At 67.4% G+C, this 16922-nt stretch carries 17 protein-coding genes; 11 read left to right on the forward strand and 6 right to left on the reverse strand.

The window, feature by feature from the left end; genetic code table 11:
* Nucleotides 1-43 precede the first annotated feature (43 nt).
* From AAW14_RS25860 to AAW14_RS25870, 3 genes are read left to right on the forward strand one after another with little or no spacing between them, the layout of a single operon-like run.
* On the forward strand, nucleotides 44-1183 hold the full coding sequence (locus tag AAW14_RS25860; RefSeq protein WP_265566329.1) for a zinc-dependent alcohol dehydrogenase: 1140 nt from the start codon (nucleotides 44-46) through the stop codon (nucleotides 1181-1183).
* Complete coding sequence (locus AAW14_RS25865; protein ID WP_265566330.1) at nucleotides 1183-2589, forward strand: MFS transporter; 1407 nt, start codon at nucleotides 1183-1185, stop codon at nucleotides 2587-2589. Before AAW14_RS25860 ends, AAW14_RS25865 begins: the two co-directional genes overlap by 1 nt.
* Nucleotides 2558-3817: a D-arabinono-1,4-lactone oxidase gene (locus tag AAW14_RS25870; protein ID WP_265566331.1), complete on the forward strand. Its 1260-nt coding sequence runs from the start codon at nucleotides 2558-2560 to the stop codon at nucleotides 3815-3817. The genes AAW14_RS25865 and AAW14_RS25870 overlap by 32 nt, the downstream gene beginning before the upstream one ends.
* A gap of 290 nt (nucleotides 3818-4107) precedes the next feature.
* Here AAW14_RS25870 and AAW14_RS25880 read toward each other — a convergent pair whose 3' ends face one another.
* Together AAW14_RS25880 and AAW14_RS25885 are read right to left on the reverse strand one after the other, a co-directional pair.
* Nucleotides 4108-4950: a hypothetical protein gene (locus tag AAW14_RS25880; protein WP_265566332.1), complete on the reverse strand. Its 843-nt coding sequence runs from the start codon at nucleotides 4948-4950 to the stop codon at nucleotides 4108-4110.
* A gap of 24 nt (nucleotides 4951-4974) precedes the next feature.
* Nucleotides 4975-5718, reverse strand: coding sequence for a GntR family transcriptional regulator (locus AAW14_RS25885; RefSeq protein WP_265566333.1), 744 nt, complete (start codon nucleotides 5716-5718; stop codon nucleotides 4975-4977).
* 302 nt (nucleotides 5719-6020) lie between these two features.
* On the opposite strand from AAW14_RS25885, the gene AAW14_RS25890 reads away from it, so the two are divergent.
* The 7 genes from AAW14_RS25890 (at nucleotide 6021) to AAW14_RS25920 (ending at nucleotide 13137) form a co-directional block, all read left to right on the forward strand.
* Nucleotides 6021-7199, forward strand: a complete 1179-nt coding sequence (locus AAW14_RS25890) for a zinc-dependent alcohol dehydrogenase (RefSeq protein ID WP_265566334.1) — start codon at nucleotides 6021-6023, stop codon at nucleotides 7197-7199.
* A gap of 99 nt (nucleotides 7200-7298) precedes the next feature.
* Entirely contained in the window at nucleotides 7299-8414 is a 1116-nt protein-coding gene (locus tag AAW14_RS25895) for a glycosyltransferase family 4 protein (RefSeq protein WP_265566335.1), read from the forward strand.
* Nucleotides 8411-9367, forward strand: coding sequence for a UDP-glucose 4-epimerase GalE (galE, locus tag AAW14_RS25900; RefSeq protein ID WP_265566336.1), 957 nt, complete (start codon nucleotides 8411-8413; stop codon nucleotides 9365-9367). Before AAW14_RS25895 ends, galE begins: the two co-directional genes overlap by 4 nt.
* Before the next feature lie 65 nt (nucleotides 9368-9432).
* Complete coding sequence (locus tag AAW14_RS25905) at nucleotides 9433-10785, forward strand: amylo-alpha-1,6-glucosidase (protein WP_265566337.1); 1353 nt, start codon at nucleotides 9433-9435, stop codon at nucleotides 10783-10785.
* Nucleotides 10782-11807, forward strand: coding sequence for a Gfo/Idh/MocA family protein (locus AAW14_RS25910; RefSeq protein ID WP_265566338.1), 1026 nt, complete (start codon nucleotides 10782-10784; stop codon nucleotides 11805-11807). The genes AAW14_RS25905 and AAW14_RS25910 overlap by 4 nt, the downstream gene beginning before the upstream one ends.
* Nucleotides 11804-12697, forward strand: coding sequence for a UTP--glucose-1-phosphate uridylyltransferase (locus AAW14_RS25915; RefSeq protein ID WP_265566339.1), 894 nt, complete (start codon nucleotides 11804-11806; stop codon nucleotides 12695-12697). Before AAW14_RS25910 ends, AAW14_RS25915 begins: the two co-directional genes overlap by 4 nt.
* Before the next feature lie 77 nt (nucleotides 12698-12774).
* Complete coding sequence (locus AAW14_RS25920) at nucleotides 12775-13137, forward strand: SemiSWEET family sugar transporter (protein ID WP_265566340.1); 363 nt, start codon at nucleotides 12775-12777, stop codon at nucleotides 13135-13137.
* Between the two features lie 49 nt (nucleotides 13138-13186).
* Here the strand turns inward: AAW14_RS25920 and AAW14_RS25925 are convergent, their stop codons facing one another.
* On the reverse strand, nucleotides 13187-13789 hold the full coding sequence (locus tag AAW14_RS25925; protein WP_265566341.1) for a hypothetical protein: 603 nt from the start codon (nucleotides 13787-13789) through the stop codon (nucleotides 13187-13189).
* Between the two features lie 425 nt (nucleotides 13790-14214).
* The gene (locus tag AAW14_RS25930) at nucleotides 14215-14616 is read right to left on the reverse strand and encodes an STAS domain-containing protein (protein WP_265566342.1); all 402 of its coding nucleotides are present in this window, start codon (nucleotides 14614-14616) and stop codon (nucleotides 14215-14217) included.
* A gap of 178 nt (nucleotides 14617-14794) precedes the next feature.
* Here AAW14_RS25930 and AAW14_RS25935 point away from each other — a divergent pair, with 178 nt between their 5' ends.
* Complete coding sequence (locus AAW14_RS25935) at nucleotides 14795-15160, forward strand: pyridoxamine 5'-phosphate oxidase family protein (protein WP_265566343.1); 366 nt, start codon at nucleotides 14795-14797, stop codon at nucleotides 15158-15160.
* On the opposite strand, the gene AAW14_RS25940 is transcribed toward AAW14_RS25935, so the two are convergent.
* Both AAW14_RS25940 and AAW14_RS25945 read right to left on the reverse strand, forming a co-directional pair.
* On the reverse strand, nucleotides 15150-15971 hold the full coding sequence (locus AAW14_RS25940; protein ID WP_265566344.1) for a carbohydrate ABC transporter permease: 822 nt from the start codon (nucleotides 15969-15971) through the stop codon (nucleotides 15150-15152). The two genes, AAW14_RS25935 and AAW14_RS25940, sit on opposite strands and share 11 nt — an antisense overlap.
* The gene (locus AAW14_RS25945; RefSeq protein ID WP_265566345.1) at nucleotides 15968-16912 is read right to left on the reverse strand and encodes a carbohydrate ABC transporter permease; all 945 of its coding nucleotides are present in this window, start codon (nucleotides 16910-16912) and stop codon (nucleotides 15968-15970) included. The genes AAW14_RS25940 and AAW14_RS25945 overlap by 4 nt, the downstream gene beginning before the upstream one ends.
* Nucleotides 16913-16922 lie beyond the last annotated feature (10 nt).

Genomic DNA, 16922 nt, shown 5'->3' on the forward strand with positions numbered 1-16922 from the left:
CAGTGAGTCGTCCGGTGTCCGCTCCGTGCCGAAGGAGAGCTCCATGGAAGTGACCAGCGCGAACGTGTGGGTGGGCAAGAACCGGTTCGAACGCCGCACTCTGCCGCTGCCGGAGCCTCCCGAGCAGGGCCTGCTCCTCGAAGTCACCGCCAACGGAATCTGCGGAACTGATGTCCACCTGGTCGGCCAGGACCCGACAGCTGCGATGATCCTGGGGCACGAAATCGTTGGCCGCATCGTGGCGTTCGGCCCGGGGCATCCGCACACGGACGCCGAGGACCAGCCTCTGCGCGAGGGTGACACGGTGGCGCTGTTCCCGTGGGTGCCGTGTCTGACGTGCTGGTCGTGCCGACGGTTCGGTCCCGGCGCGACTACCTGCTCCGAACCCTTCGTCTACGGGGTTCCCCCGGAAGCGATCGGGCTCACGCCGTGCGCAACCGACGAGTCCTTGTCACTGACAGGGGGCTTCGGCCGGCATCTGGCGGTCCGGCCGGGAACGTACCTGTGGCGGGTGCCGCAGTCGCTGTCACCCGCTGTGGCCTCACTGCTCGATCCACTCGCGGTGGCCGTGCGCTGCGTCGACCTCGCAAGGACTGCGCCAGGGGCGTGGGACGAAGTGCTCACCCCCGATGCCACGGCCGTGGTCCTGGGCGCCGGCGCCATCGGGCTGCTGACGAGTTTGGCGCTGCGCCAGGTGGGAGTGGGGACCGTCGTGGTTTCGGGGTCGCGCCCCGGCCGTCTGGAGGTGGCACGTGAGCTCGGCATCGACCGGGTCATGGACATCGGTGAACTCGGAGTGGACGAGCGCAGGAGAGCCGTCCACGACATGACGGGCGGACGCGGGGCCGACCTGGTGATCGACGCGACCAACAGCCCGGCCGCACTGAGCGAGGCCCTGGCGATGGTACGCAGACTGGGCACCGTCATCGAGGTCGGCAACATCGTGCCTACCGGTTCCAGTATCACCGTCGATCCGGCACGTGACATCTGCCAGCGCAGCGTGCGTCTGCTGGGGGTCAGCTTCAACCCACCGCGTTCGTACACGGAGGGGATGGCCCTCCTCGCCCGCAACGGCAGTATCCCGTTCGAGCGCCTGATCACCCGTTCGTTCTCGTTCGATGACATCGGCTCAGCTCTTGAGGCGCTGGGCGGCGATGCCGTGAAAGTGACCCTCACCGTCTGATGGCCGAGCCCCACCACGAAGTGCCGGACAGTGCCCGTGAACAGGGACACGGTGGGCGGCTCCTGTTCGCGGGCTGCGCTGCGGGAAGTATGTTCGGTTACTCAATCGCCGTCAGCAACAACGCGGTCGAACCCCTGCGGCAGCGCTTCGCCCTGTCAGCAGTTGCGGAGGGCGTGGTCGTCAGCGCCCTCACGGCCGGGGCGCTGGCCGGCTGTGTTGCCGCCGGCCGCACCGCAGACCGATTCGGCCGACGTTCCGTACTTGGCGCGGCCGGACTCCTCGCGCTGTTCGGCACGCTGCTCGCGGCCGGCGCGATGAACGTCGTCACGCTCGTCACCGCGCGATTCCTGCTGGGTGCAGCGGTGGGCATCACGTCGTCGGTCACCCCGATGTTCCTCGCAGAACTCGGCCCAGCACACCTGCGCGGAACATTGGTTACGAGCTATCAACTCGCAGTCGCGGCAGGGAACCTGCTGTCACTGGGCGCGGGTGCCGCCCTGAGTGTCGGGGATCACTGGAGGCTGATGTTCGTCTGCAACGCACTGCCCGCACTCGGGCAGATTTCGGCGATCCTCGCGATCCGCGAACGCCCCGGCCCAAGGCTGCACCCGTCGGTGGCTTCATTGAATCCGGCTTCTCGTCGCCACACCATCTCGAACCCACGCCGGCGCAAGGGATCAGCAACCCTTCCCTGGGCGTCCCGCCCCGCGGCCATCGCCATGGCCGCCGCGCTCATGAACGCGCTGGTCGGCGTCGGAGCCGTGGTGTACTACTCGACCCCCGTCTTCGGCATCGCGGGCGTCGGTGGCTGGATCGGAGCGCAGATCGCCACCCTCTCCGTCGGCCTGGTCAATGTACTGGCGTCCGTAGTGGCGCTCCACCTGATACAGCGTCATGGGCGCCGCTCGCTATTGAGCGTTGGTCTGGCCGGCATCATCCTCGCCCTGGTGACCGCCGGTGTCGGACTCCTCACGCCACCCTTCGCACTCACAGGTGCGATCACCGTTGCGGCCTTGCTGGCATTCATGGCCTGCTACGCGTTTTCGGCAGGCCCTGTCGCCTGGCTGCTGGTCGCCGAAGTGCTCCCCGAGGAAGGCAGAGCAAGAACTGCCGCGACCGCGACCGGCCTCAACTGGGCTGCGAACCTCATGGTCACCCTGCTTTTCCCCATCGTCGTCGGAAGTCCCGGAACACCGGACCGCGTGGGAACAACCCTGCTGTTCTTCGCCGCGCTCAGCACAGGCTTCCTGCTCTACGTGCGACTTCGGGTGCCTGAGACGAGGAACAGGCCCCTGGGCCAGCTCAACGAGGATGAACATGTCGGCGGTCGGACACGACGCCATCAGCCTTCGGACACGTCCGGAAAGGAGCGCCATGACCAGGCCGCTGACGAACTGGGCCGGTAACATCCGTTACTGCGCCCATGCCTTCGAGCAGCCCACGTCGATCACTGAGCTTCAGGGCCTCGTCGCCACGAGCGGGCACGCCCGGGTGCTCGGCAGCGGCCATTCGTTCAACCGAATCGCCGACACCGCAGGGACTCTCGTCTCTCTTGACCGAATGCCGCGCGAGCTGGAGATCGACAGTCCACGCATGCGGGTCCGGGTCAGCGCCAACTGGCTGCTGGGAGACCTGTGCGAGCGCCTGCACCGGCGCGGCCTCGCCCTGCACAATCTCCCGTCCCTGCCGCACATATCCGTCGCGGGTGCATGCGCCACGGCCACGCACGGTTCTGGCACCTCCCACGCCTCGCTGGCCGGCGCGGTCCAAGCCCTCGCCCTCGTCACCGCCGACGGCACGCGCATGGAGCTGGCAGCAGGAGACGAAGACTTCGACGGCGCTGTCGTTTCGCTCGGCGCTCTCGGCGTCATGACCTACCTGGACCTGGCGGTTCGGCCTGCGTACGACATCGAACAGTACGTGTACGAGGAACTGCCCTGGACCGACCTCATCGCATCAGCGGGCGAGATCCTCTCCAGCGCATACAGCGTCAGTATCTTCACCAACTGGACGGACTGCGCACAGATATGGGTCAAGCGCCGCACCGACGACGAGCTCCCGGATCTGGCCTGGCTGAATGCCGTCAAAGCAGACGGTCCCCGGCACCCGGTCGCCGGAATGTGCGCGGCCAACTGCACCGATCAGCTCGGGCGCCCCGGTCCCTGGCACGAACGTCTCCCGCACTTCCGCGCCGGCACCGAACCGGCCACCGGCAACGAACTGCAGACGGAATACTTCGTTCCGGCCGACCTGACGACCAAGGCACTTCACCAGCTCAAAGAACTGCGTCCGCTGCTGGCACCTGTCCTTCAGACCTCAGAGATCAGGACCGTCGCCGCCGACACCGCCTGGCTCAGCCCGACCCACGGCAGGAACAGCACCGCCATTCACTTCACCTGGCGCCCCGAGGAGGAAGCGGTCCGAGCCGTCCTGCCCCACGTGGAGGACGTCCTCGCCCCACTCGCAGCGCGTCCGCACTGGGCAAAGATCTTCATGGCGTCACCCCGCAAGATCCGCACCCTGTACGACCACTGGTGGGACTTCTCCCGCCTGCGCCACACCTATGATCCCCGAGGCAAATTCCACAACCCCTTCACCACCGCCCTCTTCACTGCCTCGGACGACGACCGTTAGGGGCTTCGCCTTGATCCCTGCAGCCGTCTTCGACGCCGGTGAGACCCTCGTCGACGACACCCGTTACCGATCCGCCCGGGCAGACCGGCTGAACGTCCCCCGGCACACCGTCTCCGCGCTCGTCGGCGCCGTCGTCATCCAAGGACCCCAGAGGGTTCAGGGAAATGCACGGGCACCAAACGCTCACCGTCCTGGGGACTGACGACCGACCGGCCACCCGGGTTGAGCGGCCCCCTGCTCTTGCGCGGCCACGACAGCCCAGTGCCGTACCGGACGCGGCCGCCGACCGGTCAGTAGCCGGCGGATTCAGAGCCGTCGAGCAGGCAGAAAACGGCGGTCGAGTCGTCGCTTGCCTTATAGCGGGGCCAGCGCTCGCCGCTCGGATCGGTCCTCTCCGCCTGCCGGACACGTGAGATGGCCTCATCAGGGCCTTCAGTCTCCAGCAGATCGAGCAAGTCGGGCCAGCCGGTGAGCTCGTAGTCCTCGACAAGGCAGGACGCCCCGTCGCTCATGATGGCTCCGCGGGTGACCTCCGAACGCGGCACCGAGCCCGTCAAGGCGTTGTACGCCGCAGCAGGGTTCGCCGCAGCGACCCAGTAGCCGGTCTCGACGTTGCGGTGGGGGCGCTGGGCCGCGACGAGTCGGCTGACGGCCTGCTGGTGTTCGCGGGTTCCGATCCGGTACCGGGTGGTCTCCTTGTGCTCCTGCTGGGCGTAGCCGTCCACGCGAAGGTCGGAGAAGACCTTCAGGCCGCCGGGCCCGTCGAGAAGGATCACCGAGTCGAAGATGGACAGGTGATCGACGGTGTGAGTCCCTTCACGCACCAGAGCCACGGAACACGAAGGCGTGCCGAGATGGGTTAAGTCGCACGTAGCGCGGTGGAGGTCGGCGACCCGGACGATGGCCTCAGCCACACAGTCGGCCAGCGGAACCTCCGGTCGGCACGTTGCCTCGCGCAACAGATGAGTGCCCAGCTCACTGACGAACCAGGGAGTGCCATGAATGCAGCCCGATCCCAACTCGGGCGGCGAGGTCAGCCCGTCCAGGACGAGCGCGACGCACGGACTGACAGCGAGGAAGTCCTCGTTGGGCTTGCGGACGGAGCCGGCCGCGGACGCAGACGATACACGCATGGGCTGTTTCCCTTCTGGCCGGCTTCAGGACGGCGCCGACCCGTCGCCGTGCTGGACATCGAAAGTCACGTCGAGCGCGTATCGATCGCCGACGTATCTCGACTCCGTGAACTCAAGCGGATCCCCGTGCTGGTCAAGGATCAGACGCACCTCGACCAGCAGTGCCACCCCCGGATCGAGCCCGAGCAATTCGGCCTCCAGATTGCTGGCATTGCTGGCAGACAGCGAGGCATGGCCGATGGTCGGCACATAGCCCAGCTCGCTCAGCGCCTCATGGAGCGACTCGTTGACCAGGTCACGGTCACACAGGTCAACGACGGTGATCGGAAAAACGGAGCGTTCGAGAGCGATGGGCACCCCGTCGGCCAGCCGCACTCGCGTGATGGCCACCACCTCACACCCCTGGCCGAGCCTGAGCCTGGCGAGCTCCACGCCCCTGGCCGCGCGCCTTTGGCTGGTGATGACCCTGGAGGAGGGATGCTTGCCCTGCGCCCGCATCTCCTGACTGAACCTGACCAGACTGTCGGCACGGCGGCGGGTAGGCGGTGTGGCCACGAAGGTACCTCGTCCGGACTCGCGATAGACAAGGCCGTCGGCGACCAGTCGCATGACGGCCGCTCGCGCGGTCATACGACTGACCCCGAACTCCTTGGCGAGCTCCGACTCCGAGGGCAAGGCGTCATGCGGCTGAAGACCAGCGATCCGAGCCCGCAGCGACTGCTCGATCGTGTAGTAGCGGGGCGCGAAATCCGGGTGGACGTGATTCACAACGTGTAGTCTATACAGCTACTCAGCCAGCCACACCATCCCCTGCTTGACAGCCGCCTCAATACGACTTGTCCGCGGGCCGGCGGCTCTGCCCCCACCCGCACGACTGTTACCGAAGTAGCCCCTCGCCGAAACCGTTTCGCCTGACATGGCACCACCCGCGAGGCCACCCCCGCACACCGCGCAATCGACGTGCCGGCGCACTCGATTCAGATCGCCCGGCCCATCGGCCCTTTGATCCCGTGTTCCACTGGCGCAGCCCGCCTTGCGGGCCGCCATCGCCCCAAGGGAGTCAGGTTCAGATGTACGCCTACACAATGAGTCAGCCGGGACAGCTGCGACTGGGATCCGTTGCGGATCCCGATTGCCGACCGGACGAGGTGATGCTCCGCACAGAGGCAGTGTCGATCTGCTCAACAGACGTCTCCTACTTTCGGGGACATCTCTCATCCAACACGTGGCCCCTAATACCGGGCCACGAATACGTGGGCAGGGTCGTCGACGTCGGCGGACGCCTGACAGACGTTCTGCGGCCGGGCGACCGGCTCTGCTACTGGGGGCAGACCGACTTCGGTGGAATGGCCGAATATCGCGCCTTGCGCCCGCTGTTACCTGGCGGCTCGGGGCGCGAGAGCACGTGGTTCACGGAGCGCGGCTTCACCGATGCCGATCAAGCGGCCGCCGTGGTGGTCCCCCCGGACCTGCCGTCCGGACTGGCTACGGCCCTGGAGCCGCTCACCTCGGTTCTGCGATCCCTCCTGGTAAACCCCCCGCAGCCTGGGGACACCTGCGCGGTGCTCGGATGCGGCCCGAGCTCGGTGCTTGCGGTTCAGGTTCTCCGTCGCCACCTGGGCACCGAAGTGATTGTGCTCGACCACAACGAAAACCGGCTGCGCACGGCGCTGAATTGGGGAGCCAGCCGCGGCTTCGACCCCGTCGGGCAGGCCGACGAGATCGCCCAGCTCATCGGTGACAGCCGAGGACAGGTCGTGGACTACGTCTTCGACGCCCTCCCGCACATCAACCGCGCAGAGGGACCCGACGTCCGGGAACTGGCCATGGGCATGCTGCGTCCCGGTGGCACCTATGTGGTGTACGGAGCCAGTTCCCTGCCGCAGCGGATCAGCACCTGGATGATCCTGGCCAAGGGGCTCAAACTGCGTGCCACCCCCTTCGACGTGGGCGCATTCCCCATGTCGCGGTCGGCTCGTGTGCTCGAACTGGCCGTCGGGCTCGTGGCCAGCGGGCTCGTCGACGTACGGCCGGTGTTCACCAGAACGGTCGACCTGCGCGATGAGGAGGGGGTCGTCGAGGCTTTCGTGGGCTACGGGTCAGGAGGATCGATGAAGACATCCATGGTCACTTGCGCGGACACCCCCGCGGCCATGCCCCAGGATGCCGTCGCGGGCCAGCAGGAGACCCTGGCTCATCGCCTCGGTCGCGCAGCGGTGAAGACGGAGGTGCTGGCGCCCCAGAGGTGAGTCCAACAGACAGACGGTATCGAAGCCTTGACTGTATATACAACCATCCCGATACGATGGCCGGGCCGTCATACCGGCTGCGGCCCAGGAGGGACTTCCGTGGACGAAGCCGAGATCTGCCTCATCGTGCGCCGGTTCACCGTAGGGGGCCTCGAGCGGGTCGTGCTTCTGCTGGCCAATGCGCTTTCCGCCCGGGGAAGGCGAGTGCATGTCGTCATACTCGACCCCCTCGGCCTGAGAGCTATGATCACCGAACTGACCCCACAAGTGGCGGTTCACGTTCTGAGCGGCTCCTGGACCACCCGGCTCAAACGCCTTCGGGAGCTCACCCAGGCGCGGATCGCACACCTCCATCTGGCGGACGGGAAGATCCACCCCGCCGTACGGTGGGCCCTGCGCGGGCATCCCGGTGTCTTCGTCACCTATCACAGCGACTACACTCCGGTCCGTAACCGGATGACGAACCTCGTGGACCGCTCCATCACCCGCCGAAGCCGCGGAGTTGTGGCCGTTTCCGAGGCCGTTCAGGAGTTCTGCCTGAAGGAAGTGCGCCTGCCGGCGGAACTCGTCACAGTCATCGAGAACGCGGTCCCCGCGCCGTCGGTCGGCCGTGTCCACATCGAACCCGACAAGGGATTCACCCTGGTGGCACTGGCCACCGTGAACCCCCACAAGAACTACGTGGGGTTACTCAGAGGCTTCGCCCTGGCCAGGGAGCGCGGGCACGACATCCGGCTGCGGATCATCGGTGACGGTCCTGCGATCGCCGAGGTCTTCACAACCGCTGTTGAACTGGGCGTCAACTCGCACCTCGAGTGGTACGGAGGGCTGTGGCAGAGCAGCGTCGTCGGGGCCCTGCTGCGTACCAGCGACGCCTTCGCGTCGGCCAGCCGAAACGAGGGGCTGCCCATGTCTGTGCTCGAAGCGCTGCAGCACGGCCTGCCGATGGTTCTCTCGGACATCCCTCCGCACCGCGAGGCGGCCGACGACGCGGCCGTCTACTTCAACCCTGACGACCCGGTGCAACTCGCCGATCGGCTGGAAGAACTGCTGGACGCGGACACCTGCAAGGGCCGCGCCGCCGCGGCCCGCCGCAGGTCTGCTCTGTTCACTGCAGAACAGTTCACAGAACGTCACCTGAAGCTGTACGACGACGCCCGGTGGTCCGAAGAACCACCGACACGGCGTCTGACAACGAGGCAGGGGCTTGCATGAAGTTACTGGTTACCGGCGGCGCCGGCTACGTGGGCAGCGTCGTTGCGGCACACCTTGTTCAGGCCGGGCATTCGGTAGTGGTCCTCGACGACCTTTCCACCGGGCACGCCGATGCAGTGCCGGCCGGGAGCGAACTGGTAGTGGCCACACTGCGGAAGGGCGCGGCCACGGTGCTCGCCGACGGATCCTTCGACGCTGTACTGCACTTCGCGGCAAAGTCGGTGACCGGCGAGTCGGTAGCGAAGCCCGGCTACTACTGGGACCAAAACCTGGGCGAGTCACTCGCGCTGCTCGACGCGATGCGACAGTCCGGCGTACGCCGGATCGTCTTCTCCTCCACAGCGGCGACCTATGGCAACCCGGAAAGCACACCGATCCGAGAGTCGGACCCGACCAGGCCCGTCAGCCCCTACGGGGCCACGAAGTTGGCCATCGACACCTCCCTGGCCTCCTGCGCGGAACTCCACGGTTTCGGCGCGGTAAGCCTGCGCTACTTCAACGTGGCCGGCGCCCATGACGGGCTCGGTGAACGGCACGAGCCCGAGACGCATCTCATCGCCAGCGTCCTGGCCGTCGCCATGGGGCACGGCAGCGAAGTGTCGCTCTTCGGGACCGACTATCCCACCCCGGACGGTACCTGTATCCGTGACTACATCCACGTATCCGACCTCGCGGCGGCCCACTTGCTCGCGCTGGACGCGTGCGAACCGGGCCGACACCGGATCTACAACCTCGGTAGCGGCTCCGGGCATTCAGTGGCGGAGGTGATCCAGGTGTGCCGGGAAATCACGGGGCATCCCATACCTGTCAGGCAGTGCTCCCGGCGGGACGGTGATCCGGCCGTTCTCGTGGCGTCCTCCGAGAAGATCTTCCGAGAACTCGGATGGACGGCGAAGCGGGATCTGCATGCCATGGTCTCCGATGCCTGGGCAGTCGCCCAAGGAGCCTCCTGACCCGCCTTGCCTGTCCAGGCCATCGGCACAACATGTGAGACGACCCTGAAGGAAGGCAATCAAGAATGCCGCGATTACGGAGCGAGGACGCCGTCGCCACCGAACGCGCACTCAAGACGCTGGCGAACAATCGGCGTACCGGAACCAAGGACGGCTTCGAGTACGACTTCACCTGCCCTTCCCCGAGCAGTTATCCGTTCCAGTGGGCATGGGACAGCTGCTTTCATGCGATCGCCCTCACCCGGACAGACATCCCCCGTGCACGGTCCGAAATCGACTCGCTGCTGCGCGGCATGGATGCCGACGGATTCCTGCCGCACATGCTTCTGTGGCAGGACGACCTGCGGGCTCGCGCGTCCCAAGACTTCCGGATGGCGGTCTGGGAAGGCTGGAAATCCGTCTCCCTGGCTCCTCCTGTGCTGGCCAGAGCGGTCGAGCGGATTCACGCGGCCGAAGGGGACGAACGGTGGCTGCAGGCGGTACTCCCGGCGGTCTGCCGTTTCTACGACTGGCTGCACACGAACCGCCGCACCAGCACCGGACTGCTGGCGATCTACCATCCGGACGAGTCCGGGCTGGACATGAGCCCCAAGTACGACGCGGCCCTCGGCCTCACCGCCGAGACCGGACCGGATGTGGCGGAGGCGTGGCACTCCCGAATGAGGGAACTTCTCGCCGCCTACCGCCCAGGCCGCAGGCCGGACAGCGATCTGCGCCGACACCGGAAGTTTCACTGGGCCGACGTCTTGTTCAACTCCATCTACGCCGACGGCCTGACGCGGCTGGCCCGCCTGCTCTCGCGTGCAGGGCTCCCTGCCTGCGGTGGCGGCAGGCGTTTCGCCGAACGGGCCGAACAGATCTCGGCCGCGCTGATGAGAGAGTGCTGGAATCCGGAGAAGGGCTGCTTCCACGATGTGGACCTCCTCGCTGCCCGCCGCGAGCACACCGTTACCATCAGCTCCCTGTTCCCCATCATCATCGAGCACGTGCCTGACGCTGTCGCCCGCCAGGTCATCGACGAACACCTGACAAACACAGAAGAGTTCTGGCTTCCCTACCCACTGCCGAGTGTTGCCGCCAACGAACCCGCCTTCGACCCCGTCTTCGCCACCGAAGCGATCTTCCGGGGATCCAGTTGGGTCAACCTGAACTGGTACCTCTACTGGGCCCTGCGTGACCGCGGCGCATGCGAAGCCGCGCACGTCCTCGCGACCCGGACGATCACGGCTGCAGCAGCAGCCGGCATGCGGGAATGCTACGGGCCCTATGACGGGAAAGGACACGGAGCCGTCTCTTTCGGATGGAGCAGCCTCGTCCTCGACCTCATAGACGCTGCCTCCACGACGGCGTCCCCGTCGGCCGACCCCCTCCCTGCCAGTCTCACGACGACGCCCCCGGACCCAGGCAGTGCACCATGATCAACTGGGGCTTCATAGGAGCAGGTTCCATCGCCCGCACCAGCCTCGCCCCAGCGGTGCACCGCGCCGAAGGATCGGCCCTGTACGCCGTTGCCTGCCACAGTCCGGACAGGGCCTCCGCTCTGGGCCCGAAGGTCGTCTACCGGGACTACGCCGGCGTTGTCGAGGACCCCAGCGTCCACGTGGTCTACATATGCCTGCACAACAGCGCACACCGACACTGGGCGCTGCGCGCACTGGCCGCGGGCAAGCACGTTCTGTGCGAGAAACCCCTCGGACTGACCGCCGAGGAGACCGACGAAATGGCGGCGACCGCCGCTCGGCACGGGCGGCTGCTCGTTGAGGCGGCGTGGAATCGCTGGCATCCCAGAACCAGAGACATGGAGCAGTTCCTGGCCAAGGGGATGATCGGCGAAGTGCGCGAGGTGATCGCCGAATTCCACGGTGCCGTGCCCGCCAAGGACAACTACCGCTGGAACCCGTCCCTGGGCGGCGGAGCCCTGTTCGACGTAGGTTGCTACGCCATCAGCGCCGCACTCGGCGCCTTCTCCTGGCAGCAGCCCCACGTGAGCCGTGCCGCATTGTCCGCTCACCGGCCAGGCCAGGCCGACGCGCGCGCCGACATCGTCCTCGCGTTCCGCGACGGCGTGGCTCAGGTCAGCGCCGCCTTCACAAACCAGGAGCGGCAGCACCTCGAGATCCGGGGGACCGAGGGGTGGATCCGGGCACGTGACGACGCCTTCACTGCCGGCGCCCAACCAGTGGATCTACAAGTGAACTCCTCCGGCATGACCGCGTCCCACGTCTACCCTGCCGTCGATTCATATCAGCTCATGGTCGCTGAGGTTTCGTCGGCCGCGGCCGGCGAACCGGCCCACCTGGTGCCGCTGGAGCAGTCCCTCGCAGTCGCTGTTGCCCTGGACCACATTCGCCAGACCGCGTCCGTGGATGTGCTCCCCCTGGGGCAGCGGCGTCCGGCCGGCGATGCAGACGCTGACTCATGGAAGGGAAGCGGAGCATGAGCCCGAACCAAGAGTTCCACACCGCTATCGTTCCCGCGGCTGGACTGGGAACCCGCTTCCTGCCCGCCACCAAGTCCGTTCCCAAGGAACTGCTGCCGATCCTGGACACCCCTGGCATCGAGCTGGTGGCCGCCGAGGCGGCTCACGCCGGCGCCGAACGGCTGATCATTGTCACAGCTCCGGGAAAGGATGCCATCGCCCGCCACTTCCAGCGCGACCACGAGTTGGAGCGGATGCTCGAGTCCCGGGGCAAGGCCGAGATGTCGGCCATAGTCCAGCGCGCTTCGAACCTGCTCAGGATCGAGACCGCTCCGCAGCTCGAACCGCTGGGGTTGGGCCACGCCGTCGCCTGCGCCGAGCCGCATCTCACCGGGCAGGACGAGGCGGTCGCTGTGCTCCTCCCCGACGACATCGTGCTCCCCACCGGCATCCTGACGCGAATGGCAGCGGTCCGTCAGCGCTACGGCGGAACCGTCCTGTGCACTTTCGCAGCACCAAAAGACCAACTGGCGGCCTATGGCGTCTTCGACGTGGCCGAGACCGAGGACCCCGGGGTGAAACGGGTGCACGCCATGGTGGAGAAGCCCGATCCTCAGGACGCTCCCTCCACCTTCGCCTGCGCCGGACGCTACCTGCTCGACCGGACGGTGTTCGAACCCCTCAAGCGCGCCCGCCCCGGCGCCCGAGGGGAGATCGACCTCACCGACGCCATAAGCGACCTCATTGACCAAGGTCACCCAGTGCACGCCGTCCTGCATACCGGCAGGCGCCACGACATCGGAAACCCCGCAGGCATGGTGCGCGCCGCTGTCGAATTCCTCCTCGAGGACCACGACAAGGGGCCGGGCTTCCGGGACTGGCTGCGCACCCGCGTGGCCGGAACCCGGTAGTCCACCGCTGTGCCCGCCGGCCGCGGACTGGTCGCGGATCGCTTATCGGCTCAGCGGCCACCACCAGAAAGGACAACGTGATCATTCTCGGACTCATCGCCGGTGCCCTGACCACATGCTGCTGGCTGCCCCAGCTGTTCAAATCGTGGCGCACACGCTCGACTGCGGATTTCTCCTGGCTCTACCTCGCAGTCTTCGGCACCGGCATCGCTCTCTGGATGGCCTACGGGCTCCAGAAGCGAGATGTCGCCATCGTGGTGACCAACACCCTGACCCTGACACTCACCCTTGGAGTGGTCGGGCTCAAAGTCTGGCTCGACATCCTCAAGCCTCGCGCGCGGCTCCGTGCTGAAACCACCGCCAGACGATCCCCGCGACCGAGCCCACTACCGCCGACGCCGCAACGAGCACGGAGGCTGGCACGCGGCCGCCCGTCTTGAGACAGACGCGGCAGACAGGCCGGCGAGTCCGGGGCGGAGCCTGAAGATTTCAAGTGGTCTTGTGCCCCCATTGCGGCCCGACCAGGGTCCACTCCCTTTCCCACTGCCCAATGCGCCGACGGTCGAGCCACCACCGCCCGGCGCTGCCGGTGGCGAACACCACGCCGCTCAGGGCGAGGGCGGCCCAGGCTCCGAGGAGCCCCGCCTCGACGGCCGCATGGGCGGGGGTCGGCGGCCGAGTGCTCAGCATCCCCTGACCATCGATCCAGATCCTGACCGTGGAGCCGGCTTTCTTCCCGGTGGACACCAGCGTCATGCCCTTGTGCGCGGAACCGTCCGAGGTCGTCCAGCGAACCTCTGCCGAGGCCAGGTCCCTGCCCACTCCCAAGGTCGCCATGCGCGGGACATCGGTGAGGAGCACGGCGCGGGCAGGGGTCCGCTCGGCCCGCTGCTGGGCGAAGACCTGGTCCGCGGCATGGGCAGTCACGACGCCCGCGAGCGTGCCACCTACTGCGATCAGGGTCCCCAGGGCCAGCAGGAGCCATGCCTCGAGGACGTCGTCGCGTCGACGGATCGGGTTGTTCCGCCACCGCCACAGCAGCGGCCGTGTTCGCCTGCGCTTCCTGTTCGCGGGCTTGCCCTTGCGTATCATTCCGCACCTCCTCGTTGTCACCGACACGAAGGTGACAGCCCGAGCAGGGCCGCGAGATGGGCCGAACAGGCTGAAGTGGAGGGCCGGCCGGGGGCAAGTCGGAGAGAACGGCGGGCTGTTCGGCCCAGACCGCGCACGGTCCCGTTGACACGTCGGATCACTGCCCAGGCCTTGGTCGGCCGTGCCCTGACCGGCCCGACGAAGGGGACATCGGCTCCTCACCGTGCCGCCGCGGTGCTCTCACGCTCTTAGCACACCCCGCCTTGGGTACGGCCCGGAGGGTCCGGCCAGTTCGCGACCTACACCGGAGTAGGTGTGAGACGCTGACTGACCGTCCCGCCGCAGTGGCCGCGGTCCTGGACCACGTCGACCCAGACGCCCCGGTTCCAGACCGTTGACGCCCGCGCGGTCACGGCCGTGATCGCCTAGGGGCTCGTCGGCCGGCCCGCGGCGGAGGGGCACCGGGCGGGCATGGCAGCGAGATCTTCGGGCAGGCGGTCGTACCTTTGGAAGACGCCATCCAGCCCCGCGCCGCTCAGTACTCGCAGGAATCGGGCGCTGTCCGTGACGAGGCGCAGCCGGCCGTGCCGTTCCATGACCCGGTTATACGCCCGGCACAGCAGCCGAAGTCCGGCGCAGTCGATGAAGGACACGGCGCGAAGGTCCAGCACGAGATCGGGGTGGACGGCCGCCGTCAGGTCGTCGAGGCGCGCCCCCAGGGGCAGTGCCGTGAGGATGTCGATCTCACCGCGCAGCTCCACGACGGTGGTCCCCCCGACGGCACGTTCGGTGTGGCGGGGCTCGGACCTGATGAGGGTATCGGGCATGGTCACAGGAAATCCGGGCCGATGGGAGCGGCGGAAGGGCCGTTCGGCCTCCCAGGGCCGCCACCCTTCCTGGGGCCGCTCTCCGGTCAGGGCGGGACCGGCGGTCCCTCACCCGTGGCCGCAGCCGTCCTCAGCATGGAGCCCAACCTCCTCCACCGGGTGAAAGACAGGCTGATTCGTGTATCCGAACGATGGTTTCCGCGAACGCGGCCGTCACGAGTGCCTGAGCCTGCCGGCGACCGAACCGATCGGCCGTATCGTCCACACGCGCCGGGCCCTGCCCGCCATCGTGCCGGTCAACTTCGGCCTGGACGGCGACGGAGCGGTGCTGCTGCGCACTTCGGCGGCCTCGGAACCGGACCGCGCGGTCGACGGCGCGGTCGTCGCCTTCGAGCCGGACTCGGTCGACGTGGCCGCGCACTCCGGCTGGAGCGTCGTCGTCCGGCGAGGCCCTGCTCGACCCGAGCGCAACCACCAGGCTGACCCAACCGAAGGATCATCCTGTCGGCAGGCCTCGAACAACCTGACACTGCTCATCCCTTGACGGCGCCCGAGAGCATCCCCGCGATGAAGTGCCGCTGCAGGAACACGTACAGCACGACCACCGGCAGGGCGACGATGATCGAGGCGGCGGCCAGCAGGGAGAACTGTGTGGTGTGCTGGCCCTGAAAGAACGCCAGTCCCAGCGGTGCTGTGCGCTTGCTCTCGTCGGTGATCATGACAAGCGGGAGCATGAACTCGTTCCAGGTCCACATGAAAACCAGCATGGCCATGGTGAGCAGCGCCGGTCGGCTGGTGGGCACCAGGATCCTCCACAGCACCCGCCAGTCCGTCGCCCCGTCGAGCCGCGCCGCCTCGATGACGCTGCGGGGGACCGTTCGGAAGAAGTTGCGCATCCAGAAGACTCCGAACGCCAGCGACTGCGCGGTCTGCGGAAGGATCAGCGACCAGTAGCTGTCGGTCAGTCCGAGGTCCCGCAGATTGAAGTAGAGCGGGATGTCGAACGCCTCGGGCGGCACCATCAGGCCGACCAGGGTGATGTAGAACAGCAGTGATCGACCCGGGTACGAGAAGTGTGCGAAGGAGTAGCCGGCCAGGATCGCCAGCACTGCCGAGAGCAGCACCACGCTCACCGCGACCAGCATGCTGGAGCCGAGGTAGTCGGCAAAGTGCCCCTTGGTCCAAGCGGTCGAGAAGTTGCCCCAGTCCAGGTGGGCGGGCCAGGTGAACGACGAGGACGCCTGGCTCTGCGGGGTGAGTGCGGAGAGCAGAACCCCCACCAGCGGCAGTAGGGCCAGCGCAGAGAAGGCCGTCAGGATCGCGTAGTTGAGCGCTCGTTCACGCCGCGTGATCATGTGTCTTCCTCTTCCGGCTGCAGGCGGGTGATGCCGTACGTGAGGGCCAGGATGACCAGCGTCAGGACGACGGCGATGGCACAGGCCGAGCCGACCTGCCCGGTGTTGAAGGCACGGTTGTACACCTCGATGGCGGGCACGCTGGTGGCGTTCCCGGGGCCGCCGTGGGTGGCCACGTACACCAGGTCGAAGGTGCGCAGCGCGGCGATGACGGTCAGGGTGAGCGCCACCGCGATCTGGCCGCGCAGCCCGGGCAGGGTGACGGCGAAGAACTCCCGTACCGCTCCCGCGCCGTCGACCTTGGCGGCCTCGTACAGCTCCCGCGGGATCTGGCCGATGCCCGCGAGGAAGAGGACCAGGCACAGACCGGTCTCCAGCCAGCTGCCGATGAGACCGACCGCGGGCAGGGCGGTGCTGAAGTCACCGAGCCACGCGCGGGTGACCTGCTGCAGGCCGACGGCTTCCAGCAGTCCGTTGAGCACGCCGTCCGGTGCGTACACCGCCGTCCATGCGGTGGCGATGACGACCGTGGCGACGACCTGCGGCAGGAACAGGATGGTGCGGAAGACGGAGACGCCGCGCAGCCGGGCCGTGCGGGTGGTGACGGCCGCGAGCAGCAGGGCGAGCGAGATCGGGATGGCCGAGTAGAACAGGACCAGCACAAAGGCGTGGGCGAAGCTGGAGACCAGTGCGGGATCTTCGAGGATGCCCGTGTAGTTGGAGATGCCCGCCCATGTGGAGGCGGACAGGCCGTCCCACTTGAAGAGGGAGATCTGCACCAACTGGCCCAGCGGGACGAGGAGGAACAAGGCCAGGACCGTGAGGGCGGGCAGGGCGTAGAGGTAGCCCGTCCACTGGATCCGGCGGCGCCCGGGCGCGCGCTCGCGAGAAGCGGCGGCCGGGCGCTTGCGCGCGGTGCTGCGGGGTGTGATGGCGACCATGGGTCAGGTC

This window comes from Streptomyces hygroscopicus, from assembly GCF_026168105.1.
Taxonomy (GTDB): domain Bacteria; phylum Actinomycetota; class Actinomycetes; order Streptomycetales; family Streptomycetaceae; genus Streptomyces; species Streptomyces hygroscopicus_D.